Source organism: Glaciecola sp. 1036 (genome assembly GCF_050306235.1).
In the GTDB taxonomy this organism is placed as follows: domain Bacteria; phylum Pseudomonadota; class Gammaproteobacteria; order Enterobacterales; family Alteromonadaceae; genus Glaciecola.
On sequence record NZ_JBLWFH010000003.1, the window covers coordinates 112,212 to 129,477 of the forward strand.

Annotated in this window: 15 protein-coding genes; 5 read left to right on the plus strand and 10 right to left on the minus strand. The window is 37.9% G+C overall.

Features of this window, described 5'->3' with window-relative positions; genetic code table 11:
* Positions 1-14 precede the first annotated feature (14 nt).
* The 4 genes from ACNKW3_RS05505 to ACNKW3_RS05520 all read right to left on the minus strand — a co-directional run bounded on the left by ACNKW3_RS05505 (position 15) and on the right by ACNKW3_RS05520 (position 3,017).
* Complete coding sequence (locus tag ACNKW3_RS05505) at positions 15-500, minus strand: YHS domain-containing (seleno)protein (RefSeq protein ID WP_427398277.1); 486 nt, start codon at positions 498-500, stop codon at positions 15-17.
* Positions 501-584: 84 nt separating this feature from the next.
* The gene (locus tag ACNKW3_RS05510; RefSeq protein WP_427398278.1) at positions 585-926 is read right to left on the minus strand and encodes an MGMT family protein; all 342 of its coding nucleotides are present in this window, start codon (positions 924-926) and stop codon (positions 585-587) included.
* Complete coding sequence (gene kynU, locus ACNKW3_RS05515) at positions 926-2,176, minus strand: kynureninase (RefSeq protein ID WP_427398279.1); 1,251 nt, start codon at positions 2,174-2,176, stop codon at positions 926-928. Before kynU ends, ACNKW3_RS05510 begins: the two co-directional genes overlap by 1 nt.
* The gene (locus ACNKW3_RS05520) at positions 2,169-3,017 is read right to left on the minus strand and encodes an alpha/beta hydrolase (RefSeq protein ID WP_427398280.1); all 849 of its coding nucleotides are present in this window, start codon (positions 3,015-3,017) and stop codon (positions 2,169-2,171) included. The genes kynU and ACNKW3_RS05520 overlap by 8 nt, the downstream gene beginning before the upstream one ends.
* Before the next feature lie 124 nt (positions 3,018-3,141).
* Between ACNKW3_RS05520 and ACNKW3_RS05525 the strand changes: the two genes are divergently transcribed.
* A complete protein-coding gene (locus ACNKW3_RS05525) occupies positions 3,142-3,552 on the plus strand; it encodes a secondary thiamine-phosphate synthase enzyme YjbQ (protein WP_427398281.1) in 411 nt (136 codons plus the stop codon).
* A gap of 7 nt (positions 3,553-3,559) precedes the next feature.
* Here the strand turns inward: ACNKW3_RS05525 and ACNKW3_RS05530 are convergent, their stop codons facing one another.
* A complete protein-coding gene (locus ACNKW3_RS05530; RefSeq protein ID WP_427398282.1) occupies positions 3,560-4,039 on the minus strand; it encodes a YchJ family protein in 480 nt (159 codons plus the stop codon).
* A 219-nt stretch (positions 4,040-4,258) separates the two neighbouring features.
* Here ACNKW3_RS05530 and ACNKW3_RS05535 point away from each other — a divergent pair, with 219 nt between their 5' ends.
* Entirely contained in the window at positions 4,259-5,929 is a 1,671-nt protein-coding gene (locus ACNKW3_RS05535) for a dipeptidyl-peptidase 3 family protein (protein WP_427398283.1), read from the plus strand.
* Between the two features lie 84 nt (positions 5,930-6,013).
* Here ACNKW3_RS05535 and ACNKW3_RS05540 read toward each other — a convergent pair whose 3' ends face one another.
* From ACNKW3_RS05540 to ACNKW3_RS05550, 3 genes are all read right to left on the minus strand, one after another.
* Complete coding sequence (locus tag ACNKW3_RS05540) at positions 6,014-6,553, minus strand: class I SAM-dependent methyltransferase (protein ID WP_427398284.1); 540 nt, start codon at positions 6,551-6,553, stop codon at positions 6,014-6,016.
* A gap of 182 nt (positions 6,554-6,735) precedes the next feature.
* A complete protein-coding gene (locus ACNKW3_RS05545) occupies positions 6,736-8,136 on the minus strand; it encodes a sugar porter family MFS transporter (RefSeq protein WP_427398285.1) in 1,401 nt (466 codons plus the stop codon).
* A 214-nt stretch (positions 8,137-8,350) separates the two neighbouring features.
* Positions 8,351-8,815 (minus strand): hypothetical protein, encoded by a 465-nt coding sequence (locus ACNKW3_RS05550; RefSeq protein ID WP_427398286.1) that lies wholly within the window; start codon positions 8,813-8,815, stop codon positions 8,351-8,353.
* Positions 8,816-9,068: 253 nt separating this feature from the next.
* Between ACNKW3_RS05550 and cobB the strand changes: the two genes are divergently transcribed.
* Entirely contained in the window at positions 9,069-9,770 is a 702-nt protein-coding gene (gene cobB, locus ACNKW3_RS05555) for a Sir2 family NAD+-dependent deacetylase (RefSeq protein WP_427398287.1), read from the plus strand.
* A gap of 43 nt (positions 9,771-9,813) precedes the next feature.
* A complete protein-coding gene (locus ACNKW3_RS05560; protein ID WP_427398288.1) occupies positions 9,814-10,470 on the plus strand; it encodes a dUTP diphosphatase in 657 nt (218 codons plus the stop codon).
* A 55-nt stretch (positions 10,471-10,525) separates the two neighbouring features.
* Here the strand turns inward: ACNKW3_RS05560 and ACNKW3_RS05565 are convergent, their stop codons facing one another.
* Positions 10,526-11,209: a sensor histidine kinase gene (locus ACNKW3_RS05565; RefSeq protein ID WP_427398289.1), complete on the minus strand. Its 684-nt coding sequence runs from the start codon at positions 11,207-11,209 to the stop codon at positions 10,526-10,528.
* A 5-nt stretch (positions 11,210-11,214) separates the two neighbouring features.
* A complete protein-coding gene (locus ACNKW3_RS05570) occupies positions 11,215-14,235 on the minus strand; it encodes a chemotaxis protein CheB (RefSeq protein ID WP_427398290.1) in 3,021 nt (1,006 codons plus the stop codon).
* A 280-nt stretch (positions 14,236-14,515) separates the two neighbouring features.
* Between ACNKW3_RS05570 and ACNKW3_RS05575 the strand changes: the two genes are divergently transcribed.
* Positions 14,516-17,182 (plus strand): sensor domain-containing protein, encoded by a 2,667-nt coding sequence (locus ACNKW3_RS05575; protein ID WP_427398291.1) that lies wholly within the window; start codon positions 14,516-14,518, stop codon positions 17,180-17,182.
* The last annotated feature ends 84 nt before the right edge of the window (positions 17,183-17,266 follow it).

Consider the following 17,266-nt stretch of genomic DNA (forward strand, 5'->3'; position numbering starts at 1 on the left):
TTACCACATGCGAGTTATAACTCTGATACTGGCGTATTTTCAATTTGTTGCCAAATTTCATTGGCTTCAGAAATAAGCTCTTCTTTATTGAGTACCCAACGACCCTGTACTTTATCATTCAGATTTAAATATAACTTATTATCTACGATAGCCCAAGCAGTTGGGTCAGTATCAAATTTCTTTTCTTTAGAGACTCCAAAGGCACAATAGCCGCCGTATTGAGGCGCATATTTTGCTGGATTTGCTTTAAATAACGATTGATGCTCCGCTGAAGCAAAATGGTAAATAGCACCTTTGTATTCAGCTGTGTAGGATGCACTTCCTTCCACTGGCATAGATTGCGTAAAATATGCCACTGGATCATAACCTTTAATTGCTAATCGAGATTCATCTACATTAATAGCTTCTATAGAAGAATTCGCTTGTGTTGGAATAATACCGCATGATGCGAGCGTCAATGTCACGCCGATCACAATAACGGATAATAGTTTGTTGGTCATAGTCAAAGTTCCAATTGTAAAATTAACGGATGGTAAAAACTTACCTATATGACCTAAATATTTATCCTATACTTTCAAAAAATATTAAAATTTTAATTCATGCAGTAGAACAGATATATCCGGCTGCCACCCAAAGTCATTCATTTTTACCCGATTGTTAAACACAGCGACATTTTCTTGTTGTAATAATCCGGTTTGCCTTTGCGCGTGTTCCGAACCTTTAGGAAAGGCGATTTGTCCATTGCTGCGTAAAATTCGATGCCAATTTACCTTGCGATCTTTAGGGACATGTCCCAACGCTTTGCCTACTAACCTAGCCCGACCTGGCAAGCCCGCTAAATCAGCAATTTGACCATAGGAAGACACTTTGCCTTTTGGAACTAAATCAATAACGTCCCAAATACGTACATAATCAGATTTTGTCATTAGGTCACCTTGGTTTTTTGGCTATATTCGGGTGCTAGGTAAGTTTTGTTTTGCATAATGTCAGCCAGAATATTGGCTGCAGTAACCATATCTTTATAACTTAAATACAGAGGAGAAAAACCTAGTCTTAGAATATTAGGCGCTCGAAAATCGCCAATAATATTACGTGCAATTAACGCTTGGCAAATTTGGTAGGCATGGGGATGCGTATAAGCTAGTTGTCCGCCCCGATGTGCGTTGTCCGGTGAAAGATATTCTAATCCATTGTTAGGACAAAGTTGCGTTAAACACTGGTGAAAAAAGTCGCTCAATGCGAGGGATTTTTGCCAAACCTGATGCATATCCAAAAGCTCAAATACATCTAACGCAGCATCCAATACACTCATAGAAATTATCGATGGCGTGCCTGCTAACATGGCTCTGATGCCCTCAGAAGCCTCATAATTGTTGGAAAAATCAAAAGGTGTTGCATGCCCCATCCAACCGGTAAGGGGTTGTTTAATGCGTTCATGTAATGCACGTTTCACATACACAAACCCAGGAGCTCCAGGTCCCCCATTCAAATACTTATAAGTACAACCAACAGCGAAGTCCACATCTGCTTGATTCAGCAATACAGGTAAAATACCGGCGCTGTGGGCTAGGTCCCAGCAGACCAAAACACCATTGTCGTGGGCTATCTGGGTAATTTTTTCCATGGATTTAATTTTCCCTGTGCGAAAATCCACATGGGATAAAAGCAACAAGGCAATTTCGTTTCCTCGTGCATCTATTACAGATTCAATATTATCAACATCCACAGTGAGCAGTTCGCACCTTTTTTCGCCTAGCAATGCCTGAAGTCCCTGAACCATATACAAATCCGTGGGAAAATTGCCGCTCTCTGACATTATAATTTTGCGTTCAGAGTTTATCGATAGTGCGCTACAAAGTACTTTAGTCAAATTAACTGAAATAGAATCACAACAAATAACCTCATCTTTAGCACAGCCAATTATCCGTGACAATTTAGCGCCGACTATTTCGGGCAAATCTATCCATTGATGACAATTCCAGCTCTTAATGAGATCTTTTCCCCATTGCTCCTTCACTACTTCTTGAGCACGTTTTTCCGCACTTAAAGGTAAGGCGCCCAATGAATTGCCATCCAAGTAAATAACTTGAGTGGGTAGACTAAATTGCTGTTTACATTTCGCTAAAGGATCAGCGATATCTAGCGATTTGGCTTGCTCTTTTAACAGCCTATTCATTGACTATTTTTTCCATGTATTGGAGTAACCGGTTATTACCAGGCGTACCAGGGAAGATCCAGTCAAAATGCGCTGCATAAGGAATTTGCATAAAGCCAGTATCAGGATGAATGGTTTGCGCTATTGGTACTATTTTATCTTCACCGCCGTGGAAAATATAAGCCGATGGTAAATGTGACAACGACTTATTTACGAGGGTAGCATTGTCGTAAGCCTCGGGAATGTCATTCGGCATGCCTTGCATAAATGCCTTAGTCGCGGTCTGACAACTGTTGTCGCCGAAAGCGTATGCCTGAACATCAACAATCGGGGCTAATCCAATGAGATGTAAATTAGGCAGATTTAACTCACTAGCAACTCGCATAGCGAGATGCCCACCAGCACTGTGTCCAAGCAAAAACACCTTCTTATACTTACCCTCTTTATTGAATTCGGTAGTGAACATATTGATAGCCGCTTTTATATCGTTTAAAGCTACTGGCCATTCTCCGCCATTGCCCGCGCGTCTGTATTCAATGTTCCAAACGTCCATTCCTTTTTGACTAAGCGCAGTAGCAAAAGCGCTTGAGTGTTGAATGTCATACTCTGATAGCCAACACCCCCCATGCACAAAAATTACCATGGTTTGCGATTCTTCGGCTTTTTTAGCCTTATAAAACTGCACAAACTGCTGCGGATCACTCCCATAATCTATGGTTTTGGTTGATTGGGAATAATCTAATTCAAGTAAACTTGTATATGAAGGCGCTGGATCAACGTCTGGATAGTCAATCAATCCAGCATTCGCTAATAGCCTTGAGCTAAAAATAACCGATACAGCCAACAGAATAATTTTTATCATACGTGTTCCTTTTCTAAGGTCTGCGTTAGCCTCGCTATTTTTGTCGATAAAATCAAGACTGACTTTGCATTGTAACTTTCAATCATTTTATACTTCTCGTGAATATATAACCTTGGATGCTTAAATGATTAAACATTACGGATTAACACTTCCAGCATATAAACGTGGATTTCACATAATTACAGATAAAGTGATGAATGCGATTGATGAACTTCCAGAAAATGGTTTATTGCATGTGTTTATTCAGCATACTTCAGCATCATTAACCATCAATGAAAATGCAGATCCTAGTGTTAGACGAGACTTTGAACGCCACTTTAACCAGATGGTGCCAGAAAACGCGCCCTATTATGAGCATACTTACGAAGGTAGCGATGATATGCCGGCGCATTTAAAAGCATCGATTTTAGGACCGAGCATTAGCATCCCTATAGTCAATTCAAGATTGGGATTAGGTACTTGGCAAGGTATTTATTTGGCCGAACATAGAGATCATGGCGGCGCTCGACGACTAGTGATATCTGTGTATAGCTAAATGACGCTTAGTTTTTACCACAACAGCGTTTGAATTTCAGTCCACTTCCACAAATACATGGCTTATTACGTTCTGGCTTGAACGGTCCTGAGTCTGCTTGAATTTGTCCAGAACTATACAGCCAACGATTGTCGTATTGTTTAAAAAATGAGAGCTCATGTAGCATAAAGAATTGCTTATCAATACGATAATAAGCTTTAAACGCGACAGTTGAGTTTTCACTGCTGAGCACTTGTAAGCCAACCCAGTGAACGCTGAGATCAGAGCGTCTTAACTCGTCTACGGTTAATTCTGCACGTTTTTCTGGCGCATAGGTGTTTAGCACGTAACTATAGTCACCACACCAATAAGCGACATAGCGAGAACGCATAAGTTGTTCCGGTGTTTTCGGTAATGCTTCTTGTCGTATATATGGCGCACAGCAATCTGCGGTTAACAGACTTGAACCACAAGGACAGGCGGCAGAAAGAGCTAAGGAATTTGACATCAGTCGAGTGTAAGCCGGAACCGTATAAAAGTGTAATGCCTTTTGCTTATGAACAATTTGTGTTTAATGCTTTTAATAACTAAGGTTAAGCGTTACATAGGCTTAGCACAGGTTTTTCTGCCATCCTTAAGATACAAAGATTGTTCAACGCTCAGGAATTGACTATAGTGCTTGCTTGATAACTAAAACAATAATTCTTATTTAAAAACAGAGGGTATTATGACACTTAAACCCATTTTACTTACCTTAACCGCTAGCGTTTTCATCAGTGCATGCTCTGAAGCAGAAAAGCCTAAGGTTGAGCCAACACCTACACCAGAAACCTCATCAGAACTTTTAGTAGATGAAGCTCGACTAAATATTTATCACCCGGTTGATTTAACAGCAGATATCTCAGGCTATTCTGAGAACCAAAAGACAATGCTGTCGTTGTTAATTGATGCTTCTGTGATTATGGACGATTTGTTTTGGCAACAAGCCTTTGGCGAAGACAAGACAGCATTTCTAGCCAAATTATCCAACAACGAAGTGAACGCTTTTGCGGATATTAATTATGGTCCTTGGGACAGATTAAACGGTGATGCACCTTTCTTATCTGGTTATGAAGAGAAAGCCAAAGGAGCAGAGTTTTATCCTCATGACATGACCAAAGATGAATTTGAGGCGTCTGAAGCTCAGGGGAAAGCCGATCTTTATACAATGCTGCGTCGGGATGAACAAGGCAAACTAGTTGCCATTCCTTATTCAGAATATTTTGAAGAAGAGTTGCAAGCGGCTGCTGACTTGCTTAATCAAGCATCTGAATTTGCTGAAGATGCTGAATTTGCAAATTACTTACAGCTAAGAGCCCAAGCGTTTGTATCTGATCAATATCAAGCGTCAGATATGGCGTGGATGGACATGAAGAACAACACTATTGACGTAGTAATTGGCCCCATTGAAACTTACGAAGATCAGTTGTTTGGATATAAAGCTGGTTTTGAATCTTATGTTCTACTTAAAGATATGGAATGGAGTGAGCGCTTGGCAAAATACGCCGCTTACTTACCTGAACTTCAGCAAGGATTACCGGTTGACGCTGCCTACAAAGCGCAAATGCCGGGCACTGATGCCGACTTGAATGCCTACGATGTAATTTATTACGCTGGCCATTCTAACGCTGGCAGTAAAACTATCGCGATAAACCTACCCAACGACGAAGAAGTACAGTTAAGTAAAGGCACACGTCGCTTGCAACTTAAAAATGCAATGCGCGCTAAGTTTGACCACATAATGTTACCTATTGCTGAACAGTTAATTGTGCCGGAGCAGCGTGATCACGTTATCTTCGAAGCCTTTTTCGGTAACACCATGTTTCACGAAGTTGCCCACGGTTTGGGCATCAAAAATGTCCTAGATTCAGAACAAACCGTTCGTGAAGCATTAAAAGAACATGCCTCTGCATTAGAAGAAGGTAAGGCTGATATCCTAGGTTTATATATGGTGAGACAACTTCTGCAAAAAGGCGCTATAACTCAAGCCATGATAGAAGACTACTATGTGACTTTCTTAGCTGGCATCTTCAGATCAGTGCGTTTTGGTGCAAGTTCAGCTCATGGTAAAGCCAACATGGTTCGCTTTAACTATTTTCAAGAAGCTGGTGCTTTTAGTCGCAATGAGCAAGGTCAATATAAAGTAGATATGGAAAAAATGAGCCAAGCGATTGATTCATTGTCTAACAAGATATTGATGTTACAAGGCGATGGTGATTATCAAGGCGTTGACAGCTTGGTGAATGAACTGGGTGTTGTTAGCGATACACTGGCTGAAGATTTAGCCAGGTTAACCACAGCAGGCATTCCTGTGGACATTCGTTTTAATCAAGGCAAAGAAGTGTTAGGGCTAAATTAACTTGAATCCTGTTTAAATTAATCTATAGCTTTATATAAATCAAATGGGGCGATAATTGCCCCATTTTAATTTAACCTTTTACATTCACTCCGACTCGTTTTTAGCGACAAATATTGCAACGTCCTTGTTTACCAATGAAACCCAATAGTTCGCCTCCTTTGCAATAAACGACAACGTTTTGTAGGAGTAAAAACAAATGTGGGTTGGATCATTCTTGTAGTGCCAATTAGCAAATCTCGCTTGATCAATGACTAGTTTGGTCATTACCACTAAAATGCCGTTAGGTTTTAATAGTTTAAATAGTTGCAGCCAGCTTTGTTTGGGTGAATTGAAGTGCTCTACTACTTCAGTACAGGTAACAAAGTCATAGGTGTTTTGTAAAAGCTGATTATCTGGAAAATACAAAGGGTCATATTTTTCAGTATCGATACCGTGATTATTTAAATAGGTAGCTAGTGCAGGTCCTGGTCCACAACCAAAATCGAGTCCTCGAAGATTGCTTGTATCTTCTGGTAACCTTTCCAATAAAGGATTTATCGCTCTTGAAAGAAATCGAATATAACCAGGATCATCAAGTTGATTTTCATGTTGGTCGTATTCGGCTTTTTCTTGTTCGTTGGACAAGTGAAATAGCTTAGGAACAAAGACTAAATCGCAGTGCTGACATTGTAAATATTCGCGCTTTTTGTCTTGATGATAATGGGAGCTGTGATCTGAGTCACATAATGGACAAGAGGACATAGTAAAATTAAAAATGTGATGACTGCCCGCACTATAACAGACAGTCATCTTGGGATAAAAGCTAACTAGCCTTGCATATCTTCTAGTTCAATGCCTTTGGTTTCTTTTACCATTTTCGCAATAAACAATATAGAAATTGCGGCACAAACAGTATAGAAGCCGTAAGCACCAGCAAGACCTATGCTTGCGAGCATAATTGGGAAGGTCAAGGTAATCGCAAAGTTTGAAGACCATTGTGCTAATCCGCTAATCGCAAGGCCTGAACCACGAATTTGATTAGGGAACATCTCACCTAACATGACCCACATTACAGGACCCCAAGACAGGTTAAAGAAGAACACATAAACATTGGCTGAAATTAATGCCAACGTACCATTGCTTCCTAGGTCTAATTTTCCATCGACGCCTACATCTGCACTTAAAAATGCATAAACCATCAACGCAAGTGAAACTGTCATACCTATTGAACCAATAAGTAAGAAAGGTTTACGGCCTAATTTATCAATTAGATACATTGTGATGATACAGGCTGCAATACTTACTGCACCAGAGATAACATTTATCAGTAATGCATCAGATTCAGAGAAACCAACCGCTTGCCAAAGTACTGCACCGTAATAAAACACGACATTAATACCCACCAATTGTTGGAATGTCGCCAGACCAATACCTATCCAAACAAGGGTTCGCACTTTACCTGTGGTTTTATCGACTAAATCACTAAATGATGGTTTATGCCCATCTTTAGCTAAAGAGGTTTTAATATCATTGAGTTTTCTATCAGCAATATTATTGCCATATAGTTTGGCTAACACAGAACTGGCTTGGGCTTCTTTGCGCGCAATGACAAGATAACGCGGACTTTCTGGAATTAAAAATAGCGCGAGTAAGAACAATATAGCAGGCGCTAATTCCACCCAAAACATCCAACGCCATGTTTCAAACCCCAACCAAAAAGCTTCGGTAGAGCCGCCAGCGATGTCAGCTAAGAAATAGTTACTTAGAAACGCCATAAACAAGCCAAATATAATCGCAACTTGTTGCACGGTAGCAAGCATACCGCGATAACGAGCAGGTGCTATTTCACTGATATAGGCAGGTGCCATAACGGATGCTGCACCCACAGCTAGTCCGCCAATAAAACGATAGAATACAAATTCTGTTGAGGTCGTCGCAATGCCTGAACCCCAAGCACTTACGATAAACAAAATAGCGGTAACGATAAGCAGATTTCTTCTACCAAATTTATCCGCTAAAGTACCTGCACAAAATGCACCAACTGCACAACCAATCAACATGCTCGCTACGTTAAACCCTGTGCCGGCTGAGTCAGAATTAAACGCGATTTGCAGACCATCAATGGTGCCATTAATAACGCCGCTATCAAATCCAAATAAAAAGCCACCAATGGTAGCTACAATACTGACTAATACGATAAACAGCGTATTTTCTCTTTCTATACTCACTCTCTATGTTCCCGATTATTGTTATAGGCTTGTTAACAGTGTCTATGAATTAAGGTTTGGTGTAAATAAACAAAATTCAACAAGTCGCAAATAACGAAATTTGTTAACAAAAAAAGCAATAATAATAATCTTCTAAACTAGTAAACAAATGCATAACGCATAAAAAAACGCCCTTACGAAGAAGGGCGTTTTTAAAACTAAGTCTTTAACTTAATTATTCAGCAGAGTCTTTTAGTACAACATCAGCCTTTGCAAATTTTTCAACAAACTTAGTCAGTGGTTTGTCGTTACAAAGTACTGGCGCTTCTAATACATCATGTTTTGCTCTTGCTTGAGCTTCACCCATAATAACTGCATCCATACATAGTTGAGATTCAACTGTATTGGTTTTTGCAACCAATGCCACTTGTTGTACTTTTTCTTCTTTAGCAGCTTTGTGCATTTTTGCAAAAGTTGAAATACTTACACCGTTACAAGTTACAGAAACTAGAAAACGACGATAGCTTTCACCCTGGTTAACAATAAATGTTTTTGCTGCTTCTAATCCTTGTGCACCTGCAATTTGACAAGCTTGAGTTTCGAAAGCGCTATCAAGAGGTTTGAAAACCACAGTATTTGCAGAGGCTGTCATAGTTGCTAAAGTAAGCGCGGTTGCTGCGATAGTAGTTGAAAGTTTCATAATATTTCCCAATGTGTTTTTAAATTAGATAATTGACTGTCATCACTTTCAATTATCGTCACAACTGAATAAACATCAAGCAATTTCTGTAATTAAATTACATTTTTAAGGGGTTATTTTTAGTTTTTTCGTTATTTATACATATTTTCTGTAATTTTATTACATTTTTTAACATTTCTGAAACTATTTTCTATAAGTTATAACAAAGTGTTTTTTTGTTATAAGATAACATCTACGGGGGATAAAAGCTTTTATGCAAATTGTAATATTAACTGGGGCAGGTATTTCGGCAGAATCTGGAATAAAAACCTTCAGAGATAATAATGGTCTTTGGGAAAATCACAGTATAGAAGAAGTCGCAACGCCTGAGGGATTTTATCTAAATCCAGAACTTGTCTACCGTTTTTATAATCAACGACGTCAGCAACTCCTACAAGCCAATATTTTACCTAATGCTGCTCATATTGCACTGGCGAAACTAGAAGCTAAATGGCCGCATCAAGTGACATTGATTACGCAAAATGTCGATAACCTGCATGAACGTGCTGGTAGCAAAGAAGTGATCCATATGCATGGTGAGCTAATGTCTGCTAAATGCCCTGTCAGTAATCAATCAGAAACGGCCAAAATGGATTTTAGCCATGAGTATCAGTGTGAATGTTGCTCCCCCAGCCAATCCATGCGTCCTGATATAGTATGGTTCGGTGAAATCCCTTACTCTATGGATGTGATTGAAACACGATTAACACAAGCGGATTTATTTATTTCCATAGGTACATCCGGAAATGTTTATCCCGCCGCTGGTTTTGTGCAACTTGCTAATGAAGTAGGGGCTAAAACTGTTGAGCTTAATATGGAACCAAGCGTTGGAAATAGTCTTTTCGAGGAAAAGGTCTATGGCAAAGCCAGTGAAATAGTGCCGGCTTTTGTAGATAAACTCTTGCACTGTGACTAAGTCAATTTACAATAGACAGATAACAAGAAATTAAGGATTTTTAATGCTCACATCTATTCAACTTGCCACTATGTTGAGTTTACAAGACGCTATGAATAAAAAAGTCAATCCAGAGTGGTTAGATGCTGGATATCAATATTTACGCGCCGCTATGATTGAGTCTGTGGAAGGTATTGAACATCATGGTTGGAAATGGTGGAAACATCAACAAAAAGATCTTCCTCAGTTACAAATGGAACTGGTCGACATCTGGCATTTTGCATTATCAGCAATCATTATCGACTTTAAAGGCGACATTAAGCAGTCTGCTATTACCATTGCGGACCAATTAGCATCCAATGAAAACAAAATCAAATTTGATGGCAACTATTACGAATTTGAACAGTTGGATATCTTGGATAATTTGCAGTTGATGGCTGGCTTGTGTGCGGCTAATCGATTCAGTGTAGCACTATTTATGCACATAGTGACGCAAGCAGAAATGACCAGTGAATCCTTATATCGACAATATGTGGGTAAAAACATTTTGAACTTTTTCCGCCAAGACAAGGGCTACAAAACTGGTAATTACATTAAAATTTGGAATGGCCGAGAAGACAACGAACACTTAGTTGACGTGCTTGATGAGTTGGACATATCGCAAGAAGATTACAGCAAACTTGTTTATGCTGGACTAAGCGCTCGATATCCTTCGGCTTGATTTTTTATTCTAAATATCAGTGGCGCTTTTCATCTTGTTAATAAGAGCGCCATCACTATTTTGACAAGGTTAAGCTAACCATAAGCCTAGGTCCATCCTCTTCGGTCAACTCCATGTACCCATTATGCAATTTTGCAATTTGTTTTGTGAAGTTTAATCCCAGTCCAGTATTTTCAGGATTACTTGCACCACTTCTAAAGGCTTCAGTAATAATATTGATAGAGCCTGAACGAAAACGATTGCCGTTATCTTGAATGATAATTGAAATATGTTTTTCTGATTCCTCACATTGAATTTGAACTTTGACATCCTCAGAATTTTCTAAACTATGTTGGAATGAATTGGTAATTATGTATTTTAAAGCTTGCTTGATTAGCCCTTCATCCACTTTCACGGTTAGGTCTTCGGGCACATCTACTTCAATTTGAGAAGCTGATATTTGTAATTCAGAAGCCAATTCATTGACTGCATTTATAATTAATTGTTGTAAATTACTGCTTTTCAAAATAGGTTTCTGGTTAAATAACTTTACCAAATCAGAAAATCGTTTGAGTTTATTTAATCCAGAATTCGCTTCATCTTCTATTAGAGATAGCCAACGATTTCCCCTTTCATCTAAACTGGAGGCGTAAGTTGTTCGCATAAGTTGAAGTAATTTGGCGTTTGATCCAAGTGTATTTCTTAGATCATGAGATAAATGACGCATTAACTGACTAAGTTCTTCTTTTTCGTTCATCATACTTTTTATGTTTTTGACAAAGTAAACCGTTGGATAGCACTCTTAATACGTTTAGCTAGAAATTCGGATGAAATGTCATCTTTTTCAACTAAATCTAACAGGCCATGACAAATAAGAAGCGGCACTATGCCATCATTTAAGTCTCCCGTCATTACAATTGTAGGGACTGGCGAAATTTCATTGTCAAATTTCTCCACTAAATCGATTGCTGTTTCACTACTTAAATAGTAATCGCATAGACAGACATCAATTGGGATATTTGCAAGTATAAAGCTTGCCTGCTCTACACTTTTAGCTGAATGTACAACAACTTCAAAATCCGTTATTTTAGATAATTCAACATGGCAAATTTCCATATAGGCATCATTATCTTCAATTAAAAGTAGATTGATTTTTGATGGATCGAACTGCGTATTCTGATGCAAAGAATAATCGACAATTTTATACAACTCTTTATAGGCGACAACTAACCCTTTTTCCGCATAAGTCGCTTGGGTAATATCATTGAAAGTAATTACCACACCTGAACTATTTGCCAAGTCATTGTACTTATAGGGATAAATACTCACCCTGACAATATGCTTACTTTTCATGGTGATTTCTTTCTCTATTTTTTCATCATTTTTAAATGCGTTTTCAACGTCATTGATCATCTCATCGTATGAAAAGCTTTTTGATAAATGATGTAAGGGGCGAGATACATCTGTTTGCCTAAGGTTGATGTACTTTTTGATCTCCTCAGTAAAAAATCGAATATTAAATTCGTCATCTAAGAACAAAATTCCTATTTGTGACAACGCAAGCACATTATCCAAATCAGCATTGGTTTGCGATATTTCAGATATTTTGTCTTGATACTCAGAGTTTACGGTATACAGCTCTTCATTTACGGATTGCAGCTCTTCATTTGTACTTTGCAACTCTTCATTTGATGACATCAACTCTTCATTCGCTGATTGCAATTCTTCGTTAGTCGTTTCAAGATCTTCAATAGCATGCTTTAACGCTTCTTTGCATTCTAACAATTCAGCTTCGAGTAATTTAATACGCTGATTTGCATGAGACTCAGGGTCATATTTAAGTATATTTTCATCATCAACTTCGGATTTTTTATCAAAAACCAACCAGATATAACCTAACTCAGATTCAATATCATGTTCCTTTAAATAAAATCCCCGAATGTTTACATTGACATATTCACCCTGATGTAAGGTTGTTAGGTCAGTAAATGTCACTGGCGATTTACTCTCTTTGGCTTTATCGATTATTGATTTTGTCGCTATAAGTAAATCTTCATGAATAATATCATCGATTAACCCGCCCAATTTATTCGGCACCAAACTCCTTACAAAGGGCGTTATATCACCATGTATTTGTAGAATGTGTAAATCCTCACTCAGCAATAAACATGGGTGAAAGCAATTTAAAATTAAGGCTTCATTTGCGAATCCCAACGATTGGGTATTAGGTCGTCTCCGGTAATCACTTAACAAAGATTCAATGGGAGGAATCTTACTATTCGCCGTGTAATTTTTTTCCATATTAGATTGACCAGTTTGGTGCTGATTTAAAATTATTCTTTCAGAACTTATTTTTTTAAATACTCTAAGGTCTCTAGACACTTCGGAAAATTTTGTTGAAATTTCACCTAGATTTTCTGATTTCCCTAGAAATAGATAGCCATTTTTACACAGGGAAAAGAAAATAGATGATAATATCCGAGTTTGCGACTCATGATTAAAGTAGATAAGAACATTTCGACAACTGATAAACGAAACCTTTGAGAAAGGCACGTCAAGTAATGCATCATGTTCGGCAAAGGCAATTGCTTTTCTCAGTTTTTTGACAACTTGATAGTGGTCCTCGTCAACTTGAACAAAATATTTATTGAGCAAGTGCTCAGGAACATCAGCTTCAATATCTTTTGAATAAAGACCTTGCGATCCCCATAAAATTGCATCTTTGTTAACGTCGGTGGCAAAGCATTTTAATAAATTAGATTTTCCTTGTTTCTCCAATTCTTCTAGGAATAATATTGCCAAAGAATAGATTTCCTCCCCAGTTGAGCACGCAACACACCAGACTCTAATGGGATCATCACCTGTTGCTTCTCGCACAATTTTAGGGATAACGTGATTAGTTAAAAAAGTGTAAGGCTCTTTATCCCTAAAAAATTGGGTCACACCAATTAAAAAATCTTGTTTTAGTTTCTCGGCTTCTTTATCGTCTTTTTGCAGAATGCTGAAATACTCTGACATACTGTCACAGTTAAACACGTACATACGCCTTTGCATGCGACGAATAAGCGTATTTTTTTTGTAGGCTGAAAAATCAATCGCGAAATTCTCATGAATATATTCAAGAATTTCAGCAAAAACATTTTTGTTTTTAAAAGATTCGACATCAATATTCTTGAGTACGCCTTTACTAAGATCCTCATGACTTTCAAAGTAGTCATGGAGTTTCTCACCCATTTCATCCGGTGCTAGAATAAAATCAACATCACCGGTATGAATAGCACTCATCGGCATACCATCAAACTTTGCGGTTTCAGGTTTTTGCACAAGGGTTAGTCCGCCAAACTCTTTAACATGTTTCAACCCTTTACTGCCATCAGAACCAGTACCTGACAAAACAATTGCTATGGCGTTGCTTTTTTTCTGTTCTGCTAAGGATACGAAAAACTTGTTGATGCCAAAATTTGGCACATCGTTTTGATTTTTATGTTCTAGATGGAGTGAATCTTGATAAATAGTGACATTTTTCTTCGGCGGCAGTAAGTATATTTTATTTGGCAAAATTTCTGCGACTGATTCAATAGTTTCAACCTCTAAATCGGTATGTTTTTGCAGTAATTCTTGCATCATGCTTTTGTAATCAGGAAACAAATGCTGAACAATCACCACACAAGCCCCAAGGTCAATTGGTAAATTGCTTACCAAAGCCTGCAAGGCTTCCAATCCGCCAGCTGAAGCCCCTACACCTATAACGGGCACTTCTATTTTATTATTTTGATTATCGTTCACATTAACTCCATTTATCCTAGGCGAAGTCAAAATGTTATAAAAATTAATCTAACAATATTTTACAGTATTTACCCCTATTTTTAACAAAATACCATGGGAGCGAGTAGAAATAGAATAATTTTTTTAACACTTTTTACTTGAATTTCTTGTTTTTCAGCAGTATAGATTAATACTGTATTTATACAATAGTATAATAACTTTGCCAAAGTCACTTGCACATTCAAGCGTAAATTATGAATGATAAGTGTCATTTTGCGTACAATGAAACATATTAGGTAATATGGTCAATAAGAATTTAAATTTATCTTCTGACAATAAAAACCGTCGTTTAGATAGTTTTACTCGCCAAACCATTAATGAACTTCAGGTCTGTTTTTATGACCCTGATAGTACAGAACGAGCTTATGCCAAAACACTTAACTATTTGGTCGGCGTTACTATCAGTGATTATGCTGCTTGTTTTACAGTTGACAATGCACAAAAATTTACTGAATTAGGCCAATTGCGGTTAAAAAAACTCATCTCTACCACTGAAGACAAAGACGTTTTTAACACAGAAGCGCTCACTGAATGGATCAATACAGGGCAATTGTTACATCCTGTTTTCATTAATTCTCCGATGTCTGAACATTGGCAAGGGTTGCTCGCGCCTGATACTAAAGTAAATTCGTTAATGATAGTGCCTATTTTTGTGCATTTAGAATTAAGAGCGGTATTTCTATTAACCAAAACACAGAGCACTTTTTCATCCTATGTGCTTAAACGCATCAAACCCGTCATTGCCTCAACTGCTTGTGCAGTTCATAGTAGTGAATCAGTTGATTCCGATTACTTAGGTCTTAATCAGGAGCTTTTTGGAAGAGAATTTGTCGATACCCTATTAGCATCGTCTCCTTCTGGTATCATAGTAGTGGGTGAAGACAACAAAATAGTCAATAGCAACCCAATAGCACAAGATATTTTTTATCACATAAAAGATAATGTCGATGAAGACCATAATTGTTCTCTTGAAAACATTGACATTAAAGAGTTCATTCCCAACTTCGATGATTTATTTCAGTGGTCAAATCAACCTGATAAAACTGGTTTAGAGCAAAAGGCCATCATCCCAAATATATGGAATCGTGTAGTGGCCAAAAACAAATTTGGCGAACCTAGAATTTTAAATTTGACCGTTTTTCGGTTTCGTAAAGGTAAGCGCCTATATTCGATACTACAGATACAAGATATAACGATATACGAAAATACCGCCAATAATTACAAACAAGCGTCTCAACAATTTCAAGCATTAACCTATTTAGTGCCGGTTGGAATTATTCAAGTGGATGACCAATGGAATTGCACCTTAACTAACGAAAAATGGTCTGAAATCACTGGGCTTAATCAAGCTGAGAGTGAACACCATGGATGGATTAATGCTATTCATTTTGATGACATACAAGATACCCTTGCAAAACTTTATTATCATCTAAATGACGGTGCTGATTTTAATAGAGAAATTCGCTTGGTTAACGTCAATGGATCAGTCACTTGGGTGGATTTTAGTATCCGCGTTTTATCTGATAACAATAACAATATCACCGGATTTATTGGTACTTTTACTGATGTTACCGACCGTTATGTAAATAAAGAAAAGCTCCGAGTAGCGGCTGAATATGACGGCCTCACAGGCTTAACCAATCGTAATAAATTTCATCAATTATTAGAAAGGGCATTAGAATCCAGTGCCCGAGACAAGGAACTGGTAACCGTATTTTTCTTGGATCTAGATGGCTTTAAAGATGTAAATGATACCTTGGGCCATGATGCTGGTGATCTTGTATTAAAAGCAGTTGCCGAACGACTTATAAATTTACTGCGTAAAACGGATACAGTATCACGTTTCGGTGGTGATGAATTTGTCATTCTAATTGGGCACAATGATACACCAACAGACATTATTAAGGTCGCAGATAAAATCATAAATTCGGTTTCGCAACCTTATAAAATTAAGAACCAGACCGTTTTTCTCACCACCAGCGTGGGCATAGCGCAAGGCTATGGTGAAGAAATTAGCGCAAATGAATTACTTAAATATGCAGATTCTGCGTTATATCGCGCTAAACGCAGTGGAAAAAACAAATTAGAGGTCTATAGCTCAAGTTTTGATGAAGAAAATAGACAGCGCGTGATGCTACAAAATGAACTCAGAGGTGGCCTGTCAGATGATCAATACAACTTGGTTTTCCAACCTATTTTTGATTGTAAATCAAACGAATTCGTAGCGGCCGAAGCCCTACTGAGATTTAAAACCCATCAAGATGAAAACATATCACCAGACAAATTTATCCCAATTTTGGAAGAAACTAACATGATAATTGATGTTGGTCGCTGGGTAGTGGTGAAATTATGTGAACGCTTGAAAGAGTTTTTAGCTTCCTCTAGTTTTCCAGACAGTGCTTACATCACTATTAATGTTTCGGCAAAAGAGTTGCTACATCCAGATTTTACCACTCACTTCTTAAACTGTATCAAAAGTCACGATATACCCCCCCGTTGCATTGTGATGGAAATCACTGAATCGGTACTTATCAATAAGCCGGAAAAAATAAAGTCGATCTTAAACATTCTTAGACAAAATGGGGTTCGTATTGCCCTAGATGATTTTGGAACTGGGTATTCTTCATTAAGCTATTTACAGAAATTTCCAATCGATATCTTGAAAATTGATCGGACATTTATTGATGACTTATCTGAGAATAGTAATGACGCGAAAATTACAAAATCCATTATTGCTCTTGCTAAATCCCTTGACTTAAAAGTAGTTGCTGAAGGGGTTGAAACTCAATTTGCCCTCGATGCTTTGAACAAGCTTGACGCAGAAATGGTGCAAGGTTTTTATCTTTGTAAACCCCTGACCTTCCAACAAATCAATAAATACTTAGCGCCCAAAAAACGCGCAGGATAATCTTTAATTTATTTTGTAACCCCATGATTACCAAATTTTTTAATACTATTTTGCGTGTATATAAAAAGCATCCCCATAGTCTTT

Excerpts from the sequence above, each read along its gene's own strand:
- ACNKW3_RS05550 (WP_427398286.1), bottom strand. The coding sequence starts at position 8,815 with ATGAAACTTTCAACTACTATCGCAGCAACCGCGCTTACTTTAGCAACT.
- ACNKW3_RS05525 (WP_427398281.1), top strand. The coding sequence starts at position 3,142 with ATGATTAAACATTACGGATTAACACTTCCAGCATATAAACGTGGATTT.
- ACNKW3_RS05560 (WP_427398288.1), top strand. The coding sequence starts at position 9,814 with ATGCTCACATCTATTCAACTTGCCACTATGTTGAGTTTACAAGACGCT.
- ACNKW3_RS05520 (WP_427398280.1), bottom strand. The coding sequence starts at position 3,017 with ATGATAAAAATTATTCTGTTGGCTGTATCGGTTATTTTTAGCTCAAGG.
- ACNKW3_RS05535 (WP_427398283.1), top strand. The coding sequence starts at position 4,259 with ATGACACTTAAACCCATTTTACTTACCTTAACCGCTAGCGTTTTCATC.
- ACNKW3_RS05530 (WP_427398282.1), bottom strand. The coding sequence starts at position 4,039 with ATGTCAAATTCCTTAGCTCTTTCTGCCGCCTGTCCTTGTGGTTCAAGT.
- cobB (WP_427398287.1), top strand. The coding sequence starts at position 9,069 with ATGCAAATTGTAATATTAACTGGGGCAGGTATTTCGGCAGAATCTGGA.
- ACNKW3_RS05510 (WP_427398278.1), bottom strand. The coding sequence starts at position 926 with ATGACAAAATCTGATTATGTACGTATTTGGGACGTTATTGATTTAGTT.
- ACNKW3_RS05575 (WP_427398291.1), top strand. The coding sequence starts at position 14,516 with ATGGTCAATAAGAATTTAAATTTATCTTCTGACAATAAAAACCGTCGT.
- ACNKW3_RS05565 (WP_427398289.1), bottom strand. The coding sequence starts at position 11,209 with ATGATGAACGAAAAAGAAGAACTTAGTCAGTTAATGCGTCATTTATCT.
- kynU (WP_427398279.1), bottom strand. The coding sequence starts at position 2,176 with ATGAATAGGCTGTTAAAAGAGCAAGCCAAATCGCTAGATATCGCTGAT.
- ACNKW3_RS05505 (WP_427398277.1), bottom strand. The coding sequence starts at position 500 with ATGACCAACAAACTATTATCCGTTATTGTGATCGGCGTGACATTGACG.